General features: G+C 64.2%; 18 protein-coding genes. 10 read left to right on the top strand and 8 right to left on the bottom strand.

Features of this window, described 5'->3' with window-relative positions:
* The first annotated feature begins 193 nt into the window (after positions 1-193).
* The gene (gene leuC, locus JJE66_RS11235; protein WP_200514332.1) at positions 194-1,600 is read left to right on the top strand and encodes a 3-isopropylmalate dehydratase large subunit; all 1,407 of its coding nucleotides are present in this window, start codon (positions 194-196) and stop codon (positions 1,598-1,600) included.
* 94 nt (positions 1,601-1,694) lie between these two features.
* Positions 1,695-1,904 (top strand): hypothetical protein, encoded by a 210-nt coding sequence (locus JJE66_RS11230; protein ID WP_200514331.1) that lies wholly within the window; start codon positions 1,695-1,697, stop codon positions 1,902-1,904.
* A gap of 54 nt (positions 1,905-1,958) precedes the next feature.
* On the opposite strand, the gene JJE66_RS11225 is transcribed toward JJE66_RS11230, so the two are convergent.
* From JJE66_RS11225 to JJE66_RS11215, 3 genes are all read right to left on the bottom strand, one after another.
* A complete protein-coding gene (locus JJE66_RS11225; protein ID WP_200514330.1) occupies positions 1,959-2,531 on the bottom strand; it encodes a hypothetical protein in 573 nt (190 codons plus the stop codon).
* 133 nt (positions 2,532-2,664) lie between these two features.
* Positions 2,665-2,928: a hypothetical protein gene (locus JJE66_RS11220; protein ID WP_200514329.1), complete on the bottom strand. Its 264-nt coding sequence runs from the start codon at positions 2,926-2,928 to the stop codon at positions 2,665-2,667.
* A gap of 76 nt (positions 2,929-3,004) precedes the next feature.
* Entirely contained in the window at positions 3,005-3,289 is a 285-nt protein-coding gene (locus JJE66_RS11215) for a hypothetical protein (protein WP_200515329.1), read from the bottom strand.
* 156 nt (positions 3,290-3,445) lie between these two features.
* On the opposite strand from JJE66_RS11215, the gene JJE66_RS11210 reads away from it, so the two are divergent.
* The 4 genes from JJE66_RS11210 to JJE66_RS11195 all read left to right on the top strand — a co-directional run bounded on the left by JJE66_RS11210 (position 3,446) and on the right by JJE66_RS11195 (position 6,063).
* Positions 3,446-3,844 (top strand): metallopeptidase family protein, encoded by a 399-nt coding sequence (locus tag JJE66_RS11210; RefSeq protein WP_200514328.1) that lies wholly within the window; start codon positions 3,446-3,448, stop codon positions 3,842-3,844.
* 79 nt (positions 3,845-3,923) lie between these two features.
* Positions 3,924-4,529: a 3-isopropylmalate dehydratase small subunit gene (leuD, locus tag JJE66_RS11205; protein WP_200514327.1), complete on the top strand. Its 606-nt coding sequence runs from the start codon at positions 3,924-3,926 to the stop codon at positions 4,527-4,529.
* A gap of 83 nt (positions 4,530-4,612) precedes the next feature.
* Positions 4,613-5,398: a hypothetical protein gene (locus JJE66_RS11200; RefSeq protein WP_200514326.1), complete on the top strand. Its 786-nt coding sequence runs from the start codon at positions 4,613-4,615 to the stop codon at positions 5,396-5,398.
* Positions 5,399-5,643: 245 nt separating this feature from the next.
* A complete protein-coding gene (locus JJE66_RS11195) occupies positions 5,644-6,063 on the top strand; it encodes a hypothetical protein (RefSeq protein WP_200514325.1) in 420 nt (139 codons plus the stop codon).
* A 363-nt stretch (positions 6,064-6,426) separates the two neighbouring features.
* Here JJE66_RS11195 and JJE66_RS11190 read toward each other — a convergent pair whose 3' ends face one another.
* Both JJE66_RS11190 and JJE66_RS11185 read right to left on the bottom strand, forming a co-directional pair.
* Entirely contained in the window at positions 6,427-6,636 is a 210-nt protein-coding gene (locus JJE66_RS11190; protein ID WP_200514324.1) for a hypothetical protein, read from the bottom strand.
* 190 nt (positions 6,637-6,826) lie between these two features.
* Entirely contained in the window at positions 6,827-7,708 is an 882-nt protein-coding gene (locus JJE66_RS11185) for a CoA ester lyase (protein WP_200514323.1), read from the bottom strand.
* Positions 7,709-7,818: 110 nt separating this feature from the next.
* Between JJE66_RS11185 and JJE66_RS11180 the strand changes: the two genes are divergently transcribed.
* Complete coding sequence (locus tag JJE66_RS11180; RefSeq protein ID WP_200514322.1) at positions 7,819-8,463, top strand: carbonic anhydrase; 645 nt, start codon at positions 7,819-7,821, stop codon at positions 8,461-8,463.
* 135 nt (positions 8,464-8,598) lie between these two features.
* On the opposite strand, the gene JJE66_RS11175 is transcribed toward JJE66_RS11180, so the two are convergent.
* Entirely contained in the window at positions 8,599-9,633 is a 1,035-nt protein-coding gene (locus JJE66_RS11175) for an aspartate-semialdehyde dehydrogenase (protein WP_200514321.1), read from the bottom strand.
* A gap of 116 nt (positions 9,634-9,749) precedes the next feature.
* On the opposite strand from JJE66_RS11175, the gene JJE66_RS11170 reads away from it, so the two are divergent.
* Together JJE66_RS11170 and JJE66_RS11165 are read left to right on the top strand one after the other, a co-directional pair.
* Positions 9,750-10,538: a hypothetical protein gene (locus JJE66_RS11170; protein ID WP_200514320.1), complete on the top strand. Its 789-nt coding sequence runs from the start codon at positions 9,750-9,752 to the stop codon at positions 10,536-10,538.
* A gap of 112 nt (positions 10,539-10,650) precedes the next feature.
* Entirely contained in the window at positions 10,651-11,079 is a 429-nt protein-coding gene (locus tag JJE66_RS11165; protein ID WP_200514319.1) for a hypothetical protein, read from the top strand.
* 185 nt (positions 11,080-11,264) lie between these two features.
* On the opposite strand, the gene JJE66_RS11160 is transcribed toward JJE66_RS11165, so the two are convergent.
* Both JJE66_RS11160 and leuB read right to left on the bottom strand, forming a co-directional pair.
* Entirely contained in the window at positions 11,265-11,909 is a 645-nt protein-coding gene (locus tag JJE66_RS11160; RefSeq protein WP_200514318.1) for a DapH/DapD/GlmU-related protein, read from the bottom strand.
* Positions 11,910-12,060: 151 nt separating this feature from the next.
* Positions 12,061-13,173, bottom strand: a complete 1,113-nt coding sequence (gene leuB, locus JJE66_RS11155; protein WP_200514317.1) for a 3-isopropylmalate dehydrogenase — start codon at positions 13,171-13,173, stop codon at positions 12,061-12,063.
* 264 nt (positions 13,174-13,437) lie between these two features.
* On the opposite strand from leuB, the gene JJE66_RS11150 reads away from it, so the two are divergent.
* Positions 13,438-14,637, top strand: coding sequence for a YbfB/YjiJ family MFS transporter (locus JJE66_RS11150; protein ID WP_200514316.1), 1,200 nt, complete (start codon positions 13,438-13,440; stop codon positions 14,635-14,637).
* The last annotated feature ends 33 nt before the right edge of the window (positions 14,638-14,670 follow it).

Raw genomic sequence — 14,670 nt, 5'->3', positions numbered from 1 at the left:
CCAGCTTCGTAACCCCCCAGCGCGTCGTCATCGACGATCGCTCGCGGCTGCCTGGCCGGTTCTTCGGGCGCTTCGCGACCTCGGCAACGTCAGAGCTTAGTCCCGCAGCTTAAAGGCTGCGCTGAAGACGATTTTGTTGCCCCGCGCGCCACCCGCGCTCATCGCTGACACACATTGTTCGGAGCCTAAGCTCATGTCCAAGCCGACCACATTGTACGACAAGATCTGGAACGACCATCTGGTGCATGAAGCCGACGACGGCACCTGCCTGCTCTATATCGACCGCCATCTGGTGCACGAGGTGACCTCGCCGCAGGCGTTCGAAGGCCTGCGCGCCACGGGCCGCAAGGTGCATGCGCCCGAGAAGACGCTCGCCGTGGTCGACCACAACGTGCCGACCACCGATCGCAGCAAGCCCAATCCCGATCCGGAGAGCATCGAGCAGATCAAGGCGCTAGCCGACAACGCCAAGGAATTCGGCATCGAATATTACAACGAGTTCGACAAGCGCCAGGGCATCGTCCACGTCATCGGTCCCGAACAGGGCTTTACGCTGCCCGGCACCACCATCGTCTGTGGTGACAGCCACACCTCGACGCATGGGGCGTTCGGCGCGCTCGCGCACGGCATCGGCACCAGCGAGGTCGAGCATGTGCTGGCGACGCAGACGCTGATCCAGAAGAAGGCCAAGAACATGCGCGTCAGCGTCGACGGCAAATTGCCGGACGGCGTGACGGGCAAGGACATCATCCTGGCCATCATCGGCGAGATCGGCACCGCGGGCGGCACCGGCTACGTGCTGGAATATGCCGGCGACGCCATCCGCGCGCTGTCGATGGAAGGCCGCATGACGGTCTGCAACATGTCGATCGAAGGCGGCGCGCGCGCCGGTCTGGTCGCACCGGACCAGAAGGCGTTCGACTTCCTGCGTGATCGGCCGAAATCGCCGAAGGGCGCGGCCTGGGACGCGGCGATGCGCTATTGGGAAAAACTGCGTTCCGACGAAGGCGCGCATTTCGATCACGAGCTGCGCCTCGATGCCGCCAAGCTGCCGCCGATCGTGACCTGGGGCACGAGCCCTGAGGACGTGATCTCGGTGACCGGCTTCGTGCCCGATCCGGACAAGATCGCGGACGAGGCCAAGCGTCTCTCCAAGCATCGCGCCCTGAAATATATGGGCCTGACGGCGGGAACGAAGATCACCGACATCAAGCTCGACCGTATCTTCATCGGCTCCTGCACCAACGGCCGCATCGAAGACTTACGCGCCGCCGCCAAGATTGCGGAAGGCAAGCAGGTCGCAGGCACCGTCAACGCCATGGTCGTGCCCGGCTCCGGCATCGTGAAGGAGCAGGCGGAGGCTGAAGGCCTGGACAAGATCTTCATCAAGGCCGGCTTCGAATGGCGCGAGCCGGGCTGCTCGATGTGCCTCGCGATGAACCCGGACAAACTGAAGCCGGAGGAGCGCTGCGCCTCGACCTCGAACCGCAACTTCGAGGGACGCCAGGGTTTTAAGGGCCGCACGCATCTGGTGTCGCCGGCTATGGCGGCGGCGGCTGCGATCGCGGGTCACTTCGTCGACGTCCGGGAGTGGCGCTAAGCCGCTCCCTGCAATTTGACCTAAAGCGACAAACGGCCGTTAAGCCGCTTCGCCCACATTGCATCCTCGCGGCGGTTTCGCGGGGACGCATCTCATGGCCAACAAGCCCGACTATGTCGATCTGATCAGCGATGCGACCCGCCAGCACCGGCGGCGTACAACGCCGCTGCGCATCGTCGCCAAGCCCGAGGTCGAGGAGACGTCAAGGCTCAGCCGCTGGCCGCCCGCGATCTTCAGGCAGTGGAAGATCGAGAATCTGATGCCGTGGAAATCTGCGTCGCGGAAGCTGAAGGATTGGCTCTAAGCCGCGGGATGAACAAAGGGCGCCGCTGGGGCGCCCTTTTCATGTCGACCGTACTTACCAATAGCGATACGGATGGTGCCAGCGGTGCCAATGGTGCCAGTGGCAGATGCGGCGCGGGCCGTAATAGGTCCAGATGATCCGGCAGCGACGCGGATGGTGGTAGTAGGGATAGTAGCCACCGTAATAGCGCCGGTGGAAATGGCGATAGCCATAATGGGGCCGATAGACTCCAAAGCGGTGATATCCGCCATAGCGATGGAAGCCGCCGTAGCGATAGCCGCCACCATGGAAGGCCGGCGCGGCGCGGAAGCCGCCGCCATGAAAACCACCACCACGAAAGCCACCACCATGGAAGCCGCCAACGTGTCCTCCACCACCGTGGAAGCCACCGCCACCGCCGTGGAAACCTCCACCTCCACCATGTCCTCCGCCACCTCCGCCGCCGCCATGACGGACCTGCGTGATCATGTCGTCGCCCGCAGCCTTCGCTGCCGGCAACGCCGTCGGGTTGATCGGCGTCATCGCTTCAGCGCGACGCGCAGTCCCGGCCGCCATCATCAGCGTGGCAACGGCCGCAAGCCCGAGCAAGCGCAACGGGCTTGTCCCGGGATTCAACATCCTCAGCATGGAATTTCTCCCTGAATGTGAACAGCGACATTGCGGCGCAGCGTCGCGCGCCATCGCTGTTCATTGCGGTCGCTCCCGGGATTAAACTAGGAACAGCGAGTTGAACGTCCCATGAATGAACGCGTTCCTCGCGTCACCACCACGGTCCGTAGCCGAACACGAACGGCGCGGGCACGCCGTAAGGATAGGGACGATAATAGATGGGCCGTGCATAATAGTGCGGATCAGGACGCGGAGAGTACCGGGTCATGTCGCCGTCACGCACATGACGTCGCGCATCGAACACCGCGCGCCCGGCCGATGCATCGGGCAGCTTCGTCACCCTCTGCCTCGCGGACACATGCGGCAGGCTGGCGGCAAGCCCGACAATAACAGCCAATGCGATCCATCTCGTCATGACGACCTCCGCCCGACACTGTGCGCTCATCGTCGGCGCCGGACTGATCGGCGCGCTACCCGGACATGAGAGCGCGTCAGCCGCGACGCCAATAGCAGCTCATATGCGGCGTGATCACGGTGCCACTCGGCCTGTGTTCCTGCACATAGGCGACGTTGCACTCACGGACCGCGTCCGGGCCTGGGTTGTAGCGCGGATAGACGCCGTCCGGCGTGTAGTAGGGCGTGACGCGCAGACGCGTCTGGGGCCGCCTGCGTGGCGGCGGGACGTCGTCGGACGAGGCGGCCTGGGCGACACGGAGTTCTGTGCCAGCCGTCTGCGCTTGGGCACTACTCACGCCCAACTGCGAAAACAACCCCATGCACAGTAGCGTCAGTGCTGTTTTTGCTCGCATTTTACTGCCCACCTGAACCGTTCCCCATCGAGGCCCCAAGCTCCCCGTTTTGGCGGCGCCCGTCAACCTCACGCGCTTATAAAGCCGGATGCATCGGCGCGGAACCCGCGCTAAGACAAGCGCATGTGGACGGACCTGAAAGCGCCCTCGCTGGCCGAGATGGAAGTGACGGCGCACGACATTTTCGAGCGCCTGCCGGCGGAATTTCGCGGCCTCTGTGAGGGCCTGATCATCCGCGTCGAAGACTTCCCGACCGAGGAGGTCCTGGATGAGATGGAATGCGAGAGCGAGTTCGACCTGCTCGGCCTGTTCCAGGGCGTCGGCCTGCCCCAGCAAAGTCTTGGCGATGTGGCACGGCTGCCCAACATGGTCTGGCTCTACCGCCGGCCGATCCTGGATTACTGGGCCGAGCACGACGAAAGCCTCGGCCACATCGTCCGCCACGTCCTGATCCACGAGATCGGCCACCATTTCGGCCTCTCGGACGACGATATGGCTGATATTGAGGCTCAAGCAGAGTAGATCTGCCGAAATCGGCCTAGGATTCGGGCCCCGATCGCGATAAATACGCGGTCCCTAACCATTCCCGGGAAGCGCAACCATGGACAAGTTCACCACGCTGGAAGGCGTCGCGGCGCCGCTGAAGATCATCAATGTCGACACCGACATGATCATTCCGAAGCAGTACCTCAAGACCATCAAGCGCACCGGCCTCGGCAAGGGGCTCTTCTCCGAGCAGCGCTACAAGGACGACGGCAGCGAGAACCCGGATTTCGTGCTGAACCAGCCGGCCTATCGCAACACCAAGGTGCTGGTCGCCGGCGACAATTTCGGCTGCGGCTCGAGCCGCGAGCACGCGCCCTGGGCGCTGCTCGACTTCGGCATCCGCTGCGTGATCTCGACCTCTTTCGGCGACATCTTCTACAACAACTGCTTCAAGAACGGCATTCTGCCGATCCGCGTCAGCCAGGAAGACCTCGACAAGCTGTTCGACGATGCCGAGCGCGGCGCCAACGCGACGCTGACGATCGACCTGCCGAACCAGGAGATCCGCGGTCCCGACGGTGGCAAGGTCAAGTTCGAGATCGATCCGTTCCGCAAGCACTGCCTGATCAACGGCCTCGACGACATCGGTCTGACGATGGAGAAGAAGTCCTCGATCGATACGTATGAAGCGAAGCTCAAGACCGAACGCGCCTGGGCCTGAGATCGCTTTCTGTTTCGAGCCCCGGTGCGCGACGCGCGCCGGGGCTTTTTCTTTGCCCCGATTATCCCGTATAGCTCCCGCCCATGCTGCCCGAGATTGTCACCTTCTGGCATGGCCCGATGGACGCGCTGCGCCAGACCTGTCTGCGCTCGCAGCTGGCGGCCGGCCACAAGGTCACGGTCTATAGCTTCGACGCCATTCCAGGCCTTCCCGCCGGCGTCGGCAATGCGGACGCCGAAGCGATCCTGCCGCACGCCTTCTCCGAACGGTTGCGGCCGCCGCAGCCGGACGGCAGCTGGCGCGACTGGACCACGCTCCAGTTCAGCGACTTCTTCCGCATGAAGCTGATGGCGAAGGGTCTTGGCCTCTGGCTCGATGCCGATGTGCTGCTGCTCAGGCCCGCCACAATCGATCCGGCAAAGCCCTATTTCGCCTGGGAGCGGCCGCGCCAGCTCGGCAACTCCGTGATTTATCTGCCGCCACAGCACGGCATCGTCACGGCGTTCGAAGAGCTGATGGAGCAGGAGGAGCTGACGCCGGATTGGCTGTCGCTGCGCCATCGCATCGCCTTTGCGATGCGCCGCCTGCGCGGCGGCTCGAACCGCCTCTCTGATATTCGCGTCGCGATCTTCGGGCCCGCCGCGCTCAGCGCGCTCGCCCGCCGCACCGGTGAGTTGCAAAATGCGCTGCCGAAGCAGTCGTTCTACGCCGTGCACGCCGAGCCAAAACTGTTCTTCGATCCCTCGAGCTATCTTGGCCTCGTCACCAACCCCGACATCATCGGCCTGCACATCTCGCCCAAGGGGCGAGGCGGCGAGAAGCCGATCCCGGGGAGTTTGTATGCGTGGGCGACGGAGCGGTTCGCGTAGCACGACGCGCAGGCGGTGCGCCCCCTCTCTCGCTCGCGGGAGAGGGCGGGGGAGAGGGTGTCTCCACGTCGGGACAATCCCCTAGAGGAGAGAACCCTCACCCGCGCCTTCGGCGCGACCTCTCCCGCAAGCGGGAGAGGTGCAGCGGAGACCGCGGCCTCATTCTCAATTTGATCCAGCGCAACGCGCGTCTGCACCATTGTGCCTAGTGTCGCTCCAATTCCACGACCCGAATGGAGCCTCGCATGAGCACCGCAAGCAGGCCTTATCCCATCGTCCAGGACCTCATCGAATCCTTCGCGAACTGGCTCAAGCATCGCCGCGAGCTGAGCGAGTTGCGGCAGCTTGATCGCTCCGATTTCGACCGGATCGCCAACGATCTCAGGATCGCACCTGATGATCTTGAGGAACTGGTCCGCCACGGAAAGCACTCTGCCGACGAGCTGCCGAAAATGCTGGAGCAACTCGGCATCAGCACAGAGCGCCTCGGGCAAGCGCAGCCGCTGTTGCTGCGCGACATGGAGCGGGTCTGCTCGCTCTGCAGCCACAAGGCACAATGCGACCGCGATCTCGCCCACGGCACCGCCGTGGAAAACTACCACGGCTATTGCGGCAACGCCTCGACCCTGGAGTCGCTCGACCGCGCTGACGTGGCGCCGCGCTGAGGCGGCTCGCAGCTGCTCAGGTTCCTCAGCAGGGTCACCGATCCTGACGGTTTACAAGGTTAAGCACGGCTGTGGAGCAGCACACTCGGGGGTGCATTGACGCTTGCCCGAAGCGGCAGCCTTTTTCGCCTGACACCCAGCGCCTTGTTACGGTGCCTCGAAAAGCAAAGATTCTTAAGAACCAACGCTGAGCCACGCGGTTACACAGCAAACCCGCGAGGTGAACTCATGCGTCGATCAGACTTAGCAGCCATCCTGTTCCTAGCTTCCGGGTTCATTCCCGTCAGCGCGTCTGCTCAGCAGATGACGCCGGACACTAACCAATCTTCAAGTCAAATTGGCCCCGAGCGCACCCAACAACAGTCAGGCCAATCCCAAACCCAAAACACCCCAACTCAGCCGGAACGCACCCCGCAGCAGTCGGACCAAACCCGCGACCGAGACCGCCGCAGCGCCGAAGACACGCGGATCAATCGAGATTGGACGACGCGGCAGCGTGGCGAGGACCGCATGGACACGGATCGCATGCGTCAGCGCCAGATGGGGCGCATGATGGACCAGGATGAGGACCATCAGACCACCGGCCGAAATTGGCGGCGCGACGATGATGATATGGATCGCGGCCGCCGATATGGCTCTATGGACCGGAGCGAGGGCCGCTATTCCTATGAGCTCCCGCCTCGTGCTCGCGTAAAGACGTGTATCGAATACGAGAACGGGGACGAGTTCTGCCGGTACCGCGATTAGCTGATGGAGTCCGCCCTCAGCCCTTCCCCATCGCGGCAATCGCATCCGCGATCTCGATCGTGCGCCTTGCCATGTCGGCATGCAGGCGCTCCACCATCGCGCCGTCGAGGCGGATCGCGCCGCGCGACACGTTTTCCGGCAGCTCGAACGCCGCGATGATTTTTCGCGCGCGCGCGACGTCTTCTTCGGGCGGGGTGAAGATGGCGTTGCAGGCATCGATCTGCGACGGATGGATCAGCGTCTTGCCGTCGAAGCCGAGGTCTCGGCCTTGCGCGCATTCGGTGGCGAAGCCATCGGGGTTGGCGATGTCACTGTAGGGACCGTCGAGGATCTCGAGGCCATGGGCGCGCGTCGCCAGGATGCAATGGGTGATCATCGGGATCATCGCGGCGCGGCCGGGCAGCATCTTGATCCGTGTCTCGCGTGAGATGTCATTCGGGCCGAACACGAAACCGGAGAGGCGCGTCTTGGGATCGCGACCGGCCTCGGCCAGCTCCTCGGCATGCAGCACGGCGCGCGCGGTCTCGATCATGGCCCAGACCTTCACTGATGGCGCCGCGCCGAGCTCCGCAAGGCGGCTGCCGATCGCCTGAAGATCCTCGATGCTTGAAACTTTCGGAACCAGGATTCCATCCGGCGACGCCTTGGCCGCCATCGCGACGTCATCGGCCCACCATTGCGTATCGAGAGCGTTGGTCCGGATCAGGATCTCGCGTTTGCCGAACCCCTTGTCCGCGATCGCGGCGGCGATGCCGTCGCGCGCCACCGTCTTGGCGTCGGGGGCGACGGAATCTTCGAGGTCCAGGATCAGGCCGTCGGCGGCGAGATTCCGCGCCTTCTCCAGCGCGCGCGGGTTGGAGCCCGGCATGAACAGATGGCTGCGGCGGGGGCGGGTCATGCTACGTTCCTTCCGGTTTCCTCGTCTCCATGATGACCGAAGCCGATAGCATCTGGGCTGCCTATTCGAAAGGCTTGTTCGCACCAGCGGTATATGATTAGGCATAGGCCATGATGACATTCCCGAAGCAATTGCTGGACGGCTACAAGGCCTTCGCCACGCAGCGGCTGCCGACCGAGCAGAGCCGCTACCGCGAGCTGTCGGTGAAGGGGCAGTTCCCGGAAGTGATGGTGATCGGCTGCTGCGATTCCCGCGTCTCGCCCGAGGTGATCTTCGACGTCGGGCCCGGCGAGTTGTTCGTGATGCGCAACATCGCCAATTTGGTGCCGGTGTATCAGCCCGATGCCAATGCGCATGGCGTTTCGGCTGCGCTCGAATATGCGGTGACCGTGCTCAAGGTAAAGCACATCGTGGTGCTCGGGCACGCGCAATGCGGTGGCATCCGCGCCTTCGTCGACAAGATCGAGCCGCTCACGCCGGGCGACTTTATCGGCAAATGGATGCAGATGTTCATCAAGCCGGGCGAAGTGGTCGAGCAGCGCGACCACGAGACCATGGCGCAATTCGTCGAGCGCATCGAGAAGGCCGCGGTGTTCCGCAGCCTGGAAAACCTGATGACGTTCCCGTTCGTGCAGAAAGCGGTCGACAGCGGCCAGATGCAGACCCACGGCGCCTATTTCGGCGTCGCGGAGGGATCGCTGTTCGTGCTGGACAAGGACGCGAAGGAATTTCGCAGCGTCAGGGACGCGGCATAGCTCGGCTGCGTAGGGTGGGTTAGCCGAAGGCGTAACCCACCTCTTTAATCTCCGCGGTCGCAGAAGTGGTGGGTTACGCCGAGCGGTCTGCGCTTCGCGCAGTCCGCAGGGCTAACCCACCCTACGAGACCTTCTTTACGCCGCCTTCTTCTTCGCGGCTATCAGCTTGCGGTTGATCAGCACTTCCGCGATCTGAATCGCGTTGAGGGCGGCGCCCTTGCGCAGATTGTCGGACACGCACCAGAGAACGAGGCCGTTCTCCACCGTCGCGTCCTCCCGGATACGGCTGATATAGGTCGCGTCCTCGCCGGCCGCCTCATACGGCGTGGCGTAGCCGCCGGGTTCGTGCTTGTCGATGACGAGACAGCCGGGCGCCTTGCGCAGGATGTCGCGCGCTTCGTCGGCGCTGATCGGGTCCTCGAACTCGATGTTGACGGCTTCGGAGTGGCCGACGAACACCGGCACGCGTACGCAGGTCGCGGAGAGCTTGATCTTGGGATCAAGAATCTTCTTGGTCTCCATCATCATCTTCCACTCTTCCTTGGTGTAGCCGTCCTCCATGAAGACGTCGATCTGGGGGATGACGTTGAAGGCGATGCGCGCGGGGAATTTCTTGTTGACCAGTTCCTGGTTGGTGTAGACGGCCTTGGTCTGCGAGAACAATTCGTCCATCGCATCCTTGCCGGCACCCGACACCGATTGATAGGTCGAGACCACGACGCGCTTGATGGTCGCCTTGTCGTGCAGCGGCTTCAGCGCGACCACGAGCTGCGCGGTCGAGCAGTTCGGGTTGGCGATGATGTTCTTCTTCTTGAAGCCGGCGGTCGCATCCGCGTTCACTTCCGGCACGATCAGCGGGACGTCCGGATCCATGCGGAAGGCCGAGGAATTATCGATCACGACCGCGCCGGCGGCGCCGATCTTCGGCGACCATTCCTTCGACACTTCGCCGCCCGCCGACATCAGGCAGATGTCGACATCGGAGAAATCATAGTGCTCGAGCGCCTTGCACTTCAGGGTGCGGTCGCCATAGGAGACCTCGACGCCGACGCTGCGGCGCGACGCCAGCGCCACGACCTCGTCCGCGGGGAATTTGCGCTCATCGAGGATGCCCAGCATTTCCCGTCCGACATTGCCGGTCGCGCCGACGACTGCGACTTTGTAACCCATCGTTCACTCTCCGATGAAAAAGGCCTTCCCTCGAGCTGACGCTTAAACAGGAAGAGCAGCGCTTCTATGCGAGAACCGGCCTCAAGACAACGTTGGACCATGCGTGAAGGCCGTGGATGCAGTCGCCTGAGGCCGGCACGGCCGCAACTTCCACCCAGATCCATCTGGCGCTCGCCAATTTCGCCGACGAAATCGTCGGCACGCTGGCGCACCTGTTTGCCTATGTGGGGGCGCTGGTCCTGTTTGCCATCCTCGCGCTCGCGGGTCTCGACCAGCTACCGGATTTGCGCGACGATGAGTCCGTTTCGAGGCCGGGCTGGGCCGAGGCCTCCCGCTCGCATCCGGCCTTCGCCCTCAGTCGGCCTGAATCATCAGAAAAAACAGCGCCTTACACGATCTTCCGGCATCCCGAAGGAGGCCGCCGCGACGTGATGCGCTGGACCGGCGACGCCGACAAGCCGGTGGCTGAGCTCGAAATCTACCGGGAAGGCAGCGAGTTCGACGTGACGCGTCCGGCGACCGCAGACCTGGCTGTCCGGATGCGCCTCGACCCGACCGCCTCGCTCGAACAGGCCGGCATGATCGACACCAAATTTGGCCCCGTCGCCCTGTTCCGGCCGACCGGCACGGCAGAGGGGACACTGGCCTGCCTCGGCTACCTCAAGCGCAACGAGGAGCCCGGCTTGCAGATCTCCGGCTTCTCCTGCCAGAGCGACACCATGCCGGCCCGGCGTGCGGCGATCGCCTGCACGCTGAACCGGCTGACGCTGCTGACGTCCGGCAACGAGCCGAAGCTGGCGGAATTCTTCGCCCATGCGGAGCTGAAGCGCCGCTCCTGCGACGCAGGCGGCTCGGCGGACTGGCTGCTGGGCGCCGCGAACGCGCAATTGCGCGGCGCGCTTTGAGGCGCATCAAGCTCAAGTGGCTGGTATTCATGCAACTTTTGCCGGCGCACACGATTATTCCGGGCTGGTGTGACTGAATTGACCTAGTTGCGGCTGCCCCGTCCGGGCTAGTATGGGGTCGAAATCGACTGGCGGCTTGCCGCCTGAAGGGGACGTGATGACGAAATTCTCTGCCGCGAACACATTGGCTGCCTGGGTTGCGGCGGGCGCCGTGGTTGCTGTGGCCTTCGCTGCGCCGGCTTCGGCCGACACCAAGACCAAGCCACGCTATGATGATCGCGGCCGGCACTATTACGGCCCGAGCGGCCCCAATGCGGTCTACCAGCAGGGACGAACCCGTATCTATGTGAGCAAGCGCTCGTGGCTCGATGGCGGCACGGAGGTCAATCCGGGCGATCGCAAGTTCACCGACTACGCCTTCCCGCCGGCCGTCGGCTATCCATCCTTCGCGCGCGAGAACAACAACCGCCCGATCGATCGCCAGCCGCTCGCCACGCCGGCCGATGTCGGCGGCTATCCGCAGAATTTCCCGCTGTACTGAGGCGGACGGTATCGACCGAATCAAAGGCCGGGCTCACGCCCGGCCTTTTTGCTTGTGCGAGGTGTCGTAGGGTGGGTTAGCCGAAGGCGTAACCCACCACTTTCGTTTCCGCGGAGATAGAAGAGGTGGGTTACGCCAAGCGGTCTGCGCTTCGCGCAACCCGCATGGCTAACCCACCCTACGATTCAGCGGCCCGCCGCAAAAGCCGGGTCATAGCGCCTGCAAAAGTCCTCGATCGCCTCGGAGCGAAAATCGGCGAGGCGCTCGAAGATGAGCTCATCCGACCAATCCCACCAGGCGATGCGGCGCAGGCTTTCCGTGACGGACTCATCGAAGCGCTTGCGGATGGCGCGCGCGGGAACGCCGCCGACGATGGTGTAGGGCTCGACATCGCGGCTGACGACCGCGCCCGCGGCGATCACCGCGCCGTCGCCGACGGTGACGCCCGGCAGCAGGATGGCGGCGTGGCCGATCCAGACGTCATTGCCGACGACGACGCGATCACCACGGCGATCGGCGAAGAAATCGCGGTCGCGGCTCGCCGTCGCGTCGTAATATTCGGGGACATAGGTGAAGCGATGCTGCGACGGCCGGCCCATCGGATGGTTCGGCGCGCCAATCCGCACCGAATTGGCGATGGCGGTGAACTTGCCAATGACGGCGTCGGCGACGTCGCAGTTCTCACCGAGATAGGAGTAGTCGCCGAGCGAGGCATATTCGATGCGGGTATGGCCGAGGATCTCGCAGCGGCGCCCGATCTGCGCCTCGCGCCGGCGCACCGTCTCATGGATGATGGTTTCCGCGATCTTGGGGCGGGGTGAGGTGTCCATGGAGCGGCTCCTGAGATTTCGTAGGGTGGGTTAGCCGAAGGCGTAACCCACCACTTTAATTTCCGCGGAGACAGAAGAGGTGGGTTACGCCGAGCAGATGCGCTTCGCGCATCTGCAGGGCTAACCCACCCCACGATGGCGGTGCTTGCCGTTACGCGTGCAGCTTCTGCAATTCCTTCAGAATCGCTTCGCCCATCCGCGTGGTCGAGGCGGCCGTGGCGCCTTCCGACTTGATGTCGGCGGTGCGCAGGCCACTGGCGAGCACCGCGGCGATCGCGGCGTCGACCTTGTCGGCGAGCGCGCCCATGTCGAAGGAATAACGCAGCGCCATGCCGAAGGACGAGATCATCGCGATCGGATTGGCGAGGCCCTGGCCTGCGATATCAGGCGCCGAGCCGTGCACGGGCTCATAGAGCGCCTTGCGCTTCTTGCTCTTGACGTCGACCTCGCCGAGCGAGGCCGAGGGCAGCATGCCGAGCGATCCGGTCAGCATCGCCGCGATGTCGGACAGCATGTCGCCGAACAGATTGTCGGTGACGATGACGTCGAACTGCTTCGGCGCCTTCACCAGCATCATGCCGCCGGAATCGGCAAGCTGATGCTCAAGCGTGACGTCGGGATATTCGCGCTTGTGGATTTGGGTCATCACCTCGTTCCAAAGCACGCCCGACTTCATGACGTTGCGCTTCTCCATCGACGTCACCTTGTTCTTGCGCTTTCGGGCCAGCTCGAAGGCGACGCGGCCGATGCGTTCGATCTCATAGGTGTCGTAGACCTGGGTATCGATGGCGCGCTTCTGGCCGTTGCCGAGATCGGTGATGGTCTTGGGCTCGCCGAAATAGACGCCGCCGGTGAGCTCGCGCACGATGACGATGTCGAGCCCCTCGACCGCTTCGCGCTTCAGGCTGGAGGCATCCGCGAGCGCCGGATAGCAGACGGCGGGGCGGAGGTTGGCGAACAAAGCGAGATCCTTGCGCAGGCGCAGCAGACCGGCTTCGGGGCGCACCTCGTAGGGCACTGCATCCCACTTCGGGCCGCCGACCGCGCCGAAGATGATGGCGTCAGCTTCCATCGCCTTGGCCATGTCGCCCTCGGAGATCGAGACCTTGTGGGCGTCATAGGCCGAGCCGCCGACCAGGCCGGTGTCGGTCTCGAATTTGGCGATCCCGGCCGAATTGAGCCAATCGATCAGCCGCTTCACCTCGCCCATCACCTCGGGGCCGATACCGTCGCCGGGGAGCAGCAGCAATTTGTGGGTCGCCATGGTCGTTCTTCCTCCATTCGTCATGGCCGGCATAGCCGGCCAAAGGACGGCGTCGCTGCCGCTCGCCTATGTCCCGGCCATCCACGTTTCGCCTCACTCGCGCAAAAGACGTGGATGCCCGGCACAAGGCCGGGCATGACGGCATCTCGTGAATTTCGCCGGAGTGCTAGAGCGGCGTTGCGCGCTTGGCAAGACACCATTGCCGCGCCGCGGCTGTGCAAGGCGGGCGGGGCCTGCCACACTGCGGCCCGCCGGAGTACCCCTTTGCTCGCCCCAGACCGTCCCCCGTTAGAGGCCCATCCCGCGCGGCTGATCCTGACCCTGTCGCTGGCGGCGACCGTCGGGCTCGGCATCGGCCGTTTTGCCTACGCGCTGGTGCTGCCTGATATGCGCGAGGACCTCGGCTGGTCCTACTCGGCCGCCGGTTTCATGAACACCATCAACGCCGTCGGCTACCTCGTGGGCGCGCTTGTCGCATCCCGGCTGATCCAGCGCGTCGGCTGGTCGGCGGCGATCCGCGGCGGAACCGTGGCCTGCCTCGCCGCGCTCGCGACCTGCGCGCTGACCGGGAATTTCGTCGCGCTCAGCCTCGCACGCCTGGTGCTCGGCCTGGGTGCCGCAGCCGGCTTCGTCGCCGGCGGCGCGCTGGCTGCAACCATCGCGCAGTCGCGCCCGGACCGCGCCAATTTCCTGCTCAGCCTGTTCTATGCCGGTCCCGGCGTCGGCATTCTCGCATCCGGATTGATCGCGCCGTTCACGCTGCAGCATTTCGGGCCGGGCTCGTGGTGGATCGTGTGGTGGGCGTTGACGCTGCTCTCGGCCGTGATGACCGTGCCGCTGTTCCTGGTCCGCATCGAGAGCGAGGCGCGCTTCACCGAAGCCAGCCATGCTTCCTTCGCGCTTCGCCCCGTGCTGATTTATCTCGCGAGCTACTTCCTGTTCGGCGCCGGCTACATCGCCTACATGACCTTCATGATTGCCTATGTGCGCGACAGCGGCGGCGGAGCCGCGGCGCAGGCGGGTTTCTGGGGCTTGATCGGCATGAGTGCCTTCGTGACGCCCTGGGTCTGGCGTCGCGTGCTCGCGCTCGATCGCGGCGGCCTCGCCACCGCGATCATCCTCGGCACCAACGCGATCGGCGCCGGCTTGCCGATGCTGGGACATTCGACCGCATGGCTTGCGACCTCGGCAGTGGTGTTCGGCGTCGCCTTCTTCGCCGTGGTCGGCTCGACCACCGCCTTCGTCCGCTTCAATTATCCGCCCGAGACCTGGCCGCGCGCGATCGCGGCGATGACGATCTCGTTCGGCGTCGGGCAGACGCTGGGGCCGATCGTGGTCGGCGCCATCACGGATGCGCTGGGGAGTTTGAGTTACGCGCTCAATGTGTCGGCGGGGTTGTTGGCGCTAGGGGCAGTGCTGGCGCTGTGCCAGCGGAAGGTGGGGCCGAAGAACTCGGTGCCGTAGGGTGGGTTAGCCCTGCAGATGCGCGAAGCGCAT

The organism is Bradyrhizobium diazoefficiens, from assembly GCF_016612535.1.
Taxonomy (GTDB): Bacteria; Pseudomonadota; Alphaproteobacteria; order Rhizobiales; family Xanthobacteraceae; genus Bradyrhizobium; species Bradyrhizobium diazoefficiens_C.
The sequence above is the reverse complement of the archived record's forward strand: the minus strand, read 5'-3'. Positions and strand labels throughout refer to the sequence as shown.

Excerpts from the sequence above, each read along its gene's own strand:
- leuC (WP_200514332.1), top strand. The coding sequence starts at position 194 with ATGTCCAAGCCGACCACATTGTACGACAAGATCTGGAACGACCATCTG.
- JJE66_RS11230 (WP_200514331.1), top strand. The coding sequence starts at position 1,695 with ATGGCCAACAAGCCCGACTATGTCGATCTGATCAGCGATGCGACCCGC.
- JJE66_RS11225 (WP_200514330.1), bottom strand. The coding sequence starts at position 2,531 with ATGCTGAGGATGTTGAATCCCGGGACAAGCCCGTTGCGCTTGCTCGGG.
- JJE66_RS11220 (WP_200514329.1), bottom strand. The coding sequence starts at position 2,928 with ATGACGAGATGGATCGCATTGGCTGTTATTGTCGGGCTTGCCGCCAGC.
- JJE66_RS11215 (WP_200515329.1), bottom strand. The coding sequence starts at position 3,289 with ATGGGGTTGTTTTCGCAGTTGGGCGTGAGTAGTGCCCAAGCGCAGACG.
- JJE66_RS11210 (WP_200514328.1), top strand. The coding sequence starts at position 3,446 with ATGTGGACGGACCTGAAAGCGCCCTCGCTGGCCGAGATGGAAGTGACG.
- leuD (WP_200514327.1), top strand. The coding sequence starts at position 3,924 with ATGGACAAGTTCACCACGCTGGAAGGCGTCGCGGCGCCGCTGAAGATC.
- JJE66_RS11200 (WP_200514326.1), top strand. The coding sequence starts at position 4,613 with ATGCTGCCCGAGATTGTCACCTTCTGGCATGGCCCGATGGACGCGCTG.
- JJE66_RS11195 (WP_200514325.1), top strand. The coding sequence starts at position 5,644 with ATGAGCACCGCAAGCAGGCCTTATCCCATCGTCCAGGACCTCATCGAA.
- JJE66_RS11190 (WP_200514324.1), bottom strand. The coding sequence starts at position 6,636 with ATGGTCCTCATCCTGGTCCATCATGCGCCCCATCTGGCGCTGACGCAT.
- JJE66_RS11185 (WP_200514323.1), bottom strand. The coding sequence starts at position 7,708 with ATGACCCGCCCCCGCCGCAGCCATCTGTTCATGCCGGGCTCCAACCCG.
- JJE66_RS11180 (WP_200514322.1), top strand. The coding sequence starts at position 7,819 with ATGATGACATTCCCGAAGCAATTGCTGGACGGCTACAAGGCCTTCGCC.
- JJE66_RS11175 (WP_200514321.1), bottom strand. The coding sequence starts at position 9,633 with ATGGGTTACAAAGTCGCAGTCGTCGGCGCGACCGGCAATGTCGGACGG.
- JJE66_RS11170 (WP_200514320.1), top strand. The coding sequence starts at position 9,750 with ATGCAGTCGCCTGAGGCCGGCACGGCCGCAACTTCCACCCAGATCCAT.
- JJE66_RS11165 (WP_200514319.1), top strand. The coding sequence starts at position 10,651 with ATGGGGTCGAAATCGACTGGCGGCTTGCCGCCTGAAGGGGACGTGATG.
- JJE66_RS11160 (WP_200514318.1), bottom strand. The coding sequence starts at position 11,909 with ATGGACACCTCACCCCGCCCCAAGATCGCGGAAACCATCATCCATGAG.
- leuB (WP_200514317.1), bottom strand. The coding sequence starts at position 13,173 with ATGGCGACCCACAAATTGCTGCTGCTCCCCGGCGACGGTATCGGCCCC.